Source organism: Anaerovibrio sp. (genome assembly GCF_051866355.1).
GTDB lineage: Bacteria > Bacillota > Negativicutes > Selenomonadales > Selenomonadaceae > Anaerovibrio.
Genome location: NZ_JBJDWZ010000183.1, coordinates 1 through 4599 on the forward strand (window position 1 = coordinate 1; position 4599 = coordinate 4599).

General features: G+C 55.7%; 5 protein-coding genes and 1 pseudogene. 5 read left to right on the forward strand and 1 reads right to left on the reverse strand.

Going from position 1 to position 4599, the window contains the following annotated elements:
• Nucleotides 1-247: pseudogene (locus ACI3UA_RS09615) on the reverse strand (phosphoglycerate dehydrogenase); the annotation flags it as partial.
• A 417-nt stretch (nt 248-664) separates the two neighbouring features.
• On the opposite strand from ACI3UA_RS09615, the gene ACI3UA_RS09620 reads away from it, so the two are divergent.
• The 5 genes from ACI3UA_RS09620 to rsmI form a co-directional block, all read left to right on the forward strand.
• Nucleotides 665-1111 (forward strand): YaaR family protein, encoded by a 447-nt coding sequence (locus ACI3UA_RS09620; protein WP_439724600.1) that lies wholly within the window; start codon nt 665-667, stop codon nt 1109-1111.
• On the forward strand, nt 1111-2118 hold the full coding sequence (holB, locus tag ACI3UA_RS09625; protein WP_439724605.1) for a DNA polymerase III subunit delta': 1008 nt from the start codon (nt 1111-1113) through the stop codon (nt 2116-2118). Before ACI3UA_RS09620 ends, holB begins: the two co-directional genes overlap by 1 nt.
• A 15-nt stretch (nt 2119-2133) precedes the next feature.
• Complete coding sequence (locus tag ACI3UA_RS09630) at nt 2134-2964, forward strand: PSP1 domain-containing protein (RefSeq protein ID WP_439724601.1); 831 nt, start codon at nt 2134-2136, stop codon at nt 2962-2964.
• The gene (locus ACI3UA_RS09635) at nt 2964-3728 is read left to right on the forward strand and encodes a tRNA1(Val) (adenine(37)-N6)-methyltransferase (protein WP_439724602.1); all 765 of its coding nucleotides are present in this window, start codon (nt 2964-2966) and stop codon (nt 3726-3728) included. Before ACI3UA_RS09630 ends, ACI3UA_RS09635 begins: the two co-directional genes overlap by 1 nt.
• 29 nt (nt 3729-3757) lie before the next feature.
• Nucleotides 3758-4599 (forward strand): 16S rRNA (cytidine(1402)-2'-O)-methyltransferase (gene rsmI / locus ACI3UA_RS09640; protein ID WP_439724603.1); only part of this gene is annotated, 842 nt, incomplete at its 3' end.

A 4599-nucleotide genomic window follows, 5' to 3' on the forward strand; every position in this document is an offset into this window, starting at 1 on the left:
CGGTGGCGGCAGGAACATCAATGTTGTCCACGCCTACACCGGCACGGCCGATAATTTTCAGATTTTTTGCGGCCGCAATAACCTCGGCTGTAACCTTGGAGGCGGAGCGCACAATCAGCGCATCATAATCAGGGATAATAGCCAAAAGCTCTTCGGCCGGCAGCTTGTCCCTTACGTCGCACTCAAACTCATCCTTCAAAATGTCTACCGCCATCTGGGAAACGCCATCTGCAATTAAAACCTTCATTCTTAGTCCTCCTAAAAATAAAAATAGCTCCACCCCGCATTGGGGTGAAGCATTATACTCCACGGTACCACCCAAATCACGCCGCCAGAAGGGGCGCAACTCCAGCTCGCTGTATCGGGCTGACCCGTCCGGCTCATCGTCGGCCTCTCCGAGGCGGACAGCTAGCTTCCTCACACCGGCTCGCACCAGCCGCCGGCTCTCTGACATCGAAAACATAGCCTTTTCCTCTTCATTGAGTTAGGATATTTTTGTATTTCATCGCGATAAAGGCATTATATGTTATACTTTACGAAAAGTCAAGTGTATTTTTCAGAAATACGCATTTTACTTTTTTTCTGTATGAATTGCACTTCGGCAAAAAAACTACTATAATTTAGATTAGATTATTGTCGAGTGTTTTAGACGATGGGGGTTTTTATGAAGATAGATGGTTTAGGGGCCAGGCCGACGCTGACTGCCCGCGGCCCGGAAACGGGGCACAGGGCGGCATCCCTTGATTCGGATTTTGCCTCGGAGCTTGAGGATCAGCAGGACAGCATGACCCGTGAGCAGCTGCAGCAGATGCTGGAGGAAATTGATGCCCAGGGGCAGAAGCTGACCAATACGCCTACCTACGATGAGCTGAAATCCTACCGCAGCCTGATAAAGAATTTTGTGGGCACGGTAGTCTCCCAGATGTATGCGGTCAATACCCAGGCGGGCTGGGACCGCATGGGCCGACAGAAGGTGTACACCACGGTGCGGAAAATAGACAGGGAACTGGAAAACATGGCGGAAAAAATACGGCTGGGGCAGACGAAGCAGCTGGATATTGTGGCCAGCCATGATGCTATCCGCGGCATGCTGGTGGATTTGTATATGTGATGAATACACAGTGGAAAAATATTATCGGGCACAGCGAACTGATAAAACGGCTGCAGACCCTGCAGATGGAGGACCGCATACCTCATGCCATGCTATTTTGCGGTGCGGAGGGAGTGGGCAAGGCCATGACTGCGGAAGCGCTGGCAGCTGTTTTGTTGTGTCATGAGCCATCAGGGGGGCAGTGCTGTGGCCGTTGCCCGGCCTGCCTTGCCCTGCAGGCCGGCAGTCATCCTGATTACTTCCGGCTCCTGCCGGAAAGCTCCGGCAAGGCGGCCAGAAGCATCAGGATAGAGGCCGTCAGGGAACTGCAGGCAGGGATTGCCAGAGTGCCGCTTTTGTCACAGCGCAGGGTGGTCATCATCCACGAGGCCGAAAAGATGAATGAGGCGGCAGCCAACTGTCTTTTGAAAACAATTGAGGAACCGGCGGGACAGGCGGTATTTGTCCTGCTGACCAGCGCACCGGCCGCTCTTCTGGATACGATTATTTCCCGCTGTATGCGGGTGGAGTTCGGCATCCTGCAGCATGGGGAGCTGCAGGAGGTTCTCTGCCGTCAGGGGCTTCCGGAGGCGGAGGCCGGGCGGCTGGCGGATATAGCCGACGGCAGTGCCGCCAGAGCCATGTCGCTTCGGGAGCCGGAGGTGCAGGAACTGCACCGGCAGGCCATGACTTTGGTCGAAAGGAGCGGCGGCCTGTCCGTGGAGGAGCTTCTGCAGCTGGCAAAGGAGATGTCCGGCCACAGCCGTGAACAGCTGATTCAGTGGCTGGGCTTTGCCGCCATGATTTACCGCGATTTGCTGGTGCTCTACAGCGGCAGTGAGCTGCCGCTGTACAACAGGTCGGAGCTGCAGAGGCTGACGGCCCTGCTGGACAGGTATCCGCCTGCCGGCCTTTTGGAGCTTTTGAAGCTGGTGCAGGAGTATCAGAAGCGCCTGAGAAGCAATGTCAGCCTGCAGCTTTGTCTGGAAGGCTTTCTTATAAGGTTAAATGATTTAGCCGCACGATGAGATATGGAGGAATAAATGCAGACAGTAGTAGGGGTCCGCTTCAAGCGGGCCGGGAAGATATATTATTTCAGTCCGGGAAAGCTGGACATCAAGCTTAATGATAACGTTATTGTAGAAACGGCGCGGGGGATTGAGTTCGGTACGGCGGTTATCGGCCCCAGGGAGGTGCCGGACAGCGATGTGGTTCTGCCGCTGAAGGAGGTACAGCGCATTGCCACCGAGGCGGACAAGGCAAAGGTGGCGGACAATCTGCGCCGCCGTGACGACGCCTTCCGCACCTGTGAGGAAAAGATTGCGGCCCATGGCCTGCCTATGAAGCTGGTGGACGTGGAGTATACCTTTGACGTCAACAAGATTATTTTCTACTTTACGGCTGACGGGCGCATTGACTTCCGCGAGCTGGTCAAGGATCTGGCGGCTATTTTCCGCACCCGCATTGAGCTGAGGCAGATTGGCGTAAGGGATGAGGCAAAGCTGATGGGAGGCATCGGCTGCTGTGGCAGGCCTCTTTGCTGTCACAGCTTTCTGGGAGAGTTTGAGCCTGTGTCCATCCGCATGGCCAAGGAACAGAATCTGTCCCTGAATCCTACCAAGATTTCCGGCATCTGCGGCAGGCTCATGTGCTGTCTGAAATACGAGAATCATTGTTACTGCGGCAACAAGAAACAGCGCAGGAAGATAAAGCCGCCTGCCCAGGGCAGCAAGGTCATTACCGCCGAGGGCGAGGGCAAGGTTATCAACCTGAACATGCAGCGCCGCTCTGCTACGATTCTTCTGGATGATCGCAAGACCATCGTGGCCTCCTGGGAGGATATTATTGAAAAGGACAGCGAGGACATGGTCTGATGGCTGATATTGCGCAGGATTGGGAACAGGTGGCGGCAGGGCTGTCGCCTGACGAGCGACTGGACGACCTTCTGTGCAGTGGCCGCCGCATCATTCAGAACAGGAAGGAATTCTGCTTTTCGCTGGATGCGGTGCTGCTGGCCCATTACCCCCGGTACAAGAAGCACTGGCGCGTTTTTGATCTGGGGACGGGCACAGGGGTAATGCCTCTTTTGATTGCGGATGAGGTCAAGGAAATCCACGCGGTGGAAATCAATCCTGTCATGGCCGGGCTGGCAAAGCGCAACGTGGAGCTGAACAACCTGCAGGAAAAGATTCATGTGTCCGAGGGGGACTACAGAAGGATAAGGGAGCTTTACCCGCCGGAGAGCTTTGATTGTGTTATAGCCAATCCGCCCTATCGTCCTCTTAATCAGGGACAGCTGAACGGGCTGGACGGTGTGGCAAGGGCGCGGCACGAGGTGACGGCCACCCTGCAGGATGTGGTGAGGGCGGCCAGGTATCTGCTGCGTTTCCGGGGGCGTTTTGCCATGGTGCATCTGCCGGAAAGATTGGGCGAAATTATTGTGGCCATGGCAGAGAATCAGATACAGATAAAAAGGCTGCAGCTTGTCCAGCCCAAGCCCGACAAGCCCTCCAACCTCATGCTGATTGAGGGGGTGGCAGGAGGCGCGCCGGGCGGCATGAAAGCGGAACTGCCGCTGATTGTTCACGAGGCTGACGGCAGCTACACCAGAGAAATTCTGGATATATATAATATGTAAAAGAAATTATGATGTAGAAGGGCGATGCTATGACGGAAGAAAAAAAGGGCAGGCTTTACCTGTCGGCTACGCCTATAGGCAATCTGGAGGATATGACTTTCAGGGCCGTGCGCATGCTGGGAGAGGCGGATGTGATTGCCGCCGAGGACACCCGGCATACGAGAAAGCTGTTGTCCCATTATGATATACATACGCCGGCGGTCAGCTATCATGAGCATAACAAGCTGGTCAGGGGGCCGGAGCTGGTGGAGAAAATGCTGGCAGGCGCCACGGTGGTCTGTGTCAGTGATGCAGGATTGCCGGGCATTTCTGATCCGGGAGCCCATCTGGCACAGCTGGCCATTGAGGCGGGGATTGAGGTCAGTCCCCTGCCGGGGGCCAATGCCGCCCTGTCAGCCCTGATATGCTCCGGGCTGGATACCACGGCGTTTACTTTTTACGGCTTTTTGCCCAAATCAGCCAAAAAGCGGCGGGAGCTGCTGGAGCGTATCAGGAACAGCCCCGAAACGCTGATTTTTTATGAAGCGCCCCATCATCTTCGGGAAACGCTGGAGCAGCTGCGGGAGGCGCTGGGGGATGCGCGCCCGGCGGTTGCCGCCCGTGAGCTGACCAAGCATTATGAGGAGTTCAATCGTCGCACGCTGGGCGGGCTTCTGGCCTATTATCAGGAAAATGAGCCGCGGGGCGAGTTCGTTCTCATTGTCAGCGGTTTTGACAGCAGTATTGCGGCGTCCGATGAGGAAGCCGCCCCTGTAAGCCCTGTGGAGCTGGTGGCAAAGCTGGAGGCAGGGGGCATGCCCCGGAAGGAAGCCATGCGGCAGGCGGCCAAGACCCTCAACATGAGCCGCAGGGATATATACAACCTTTTATT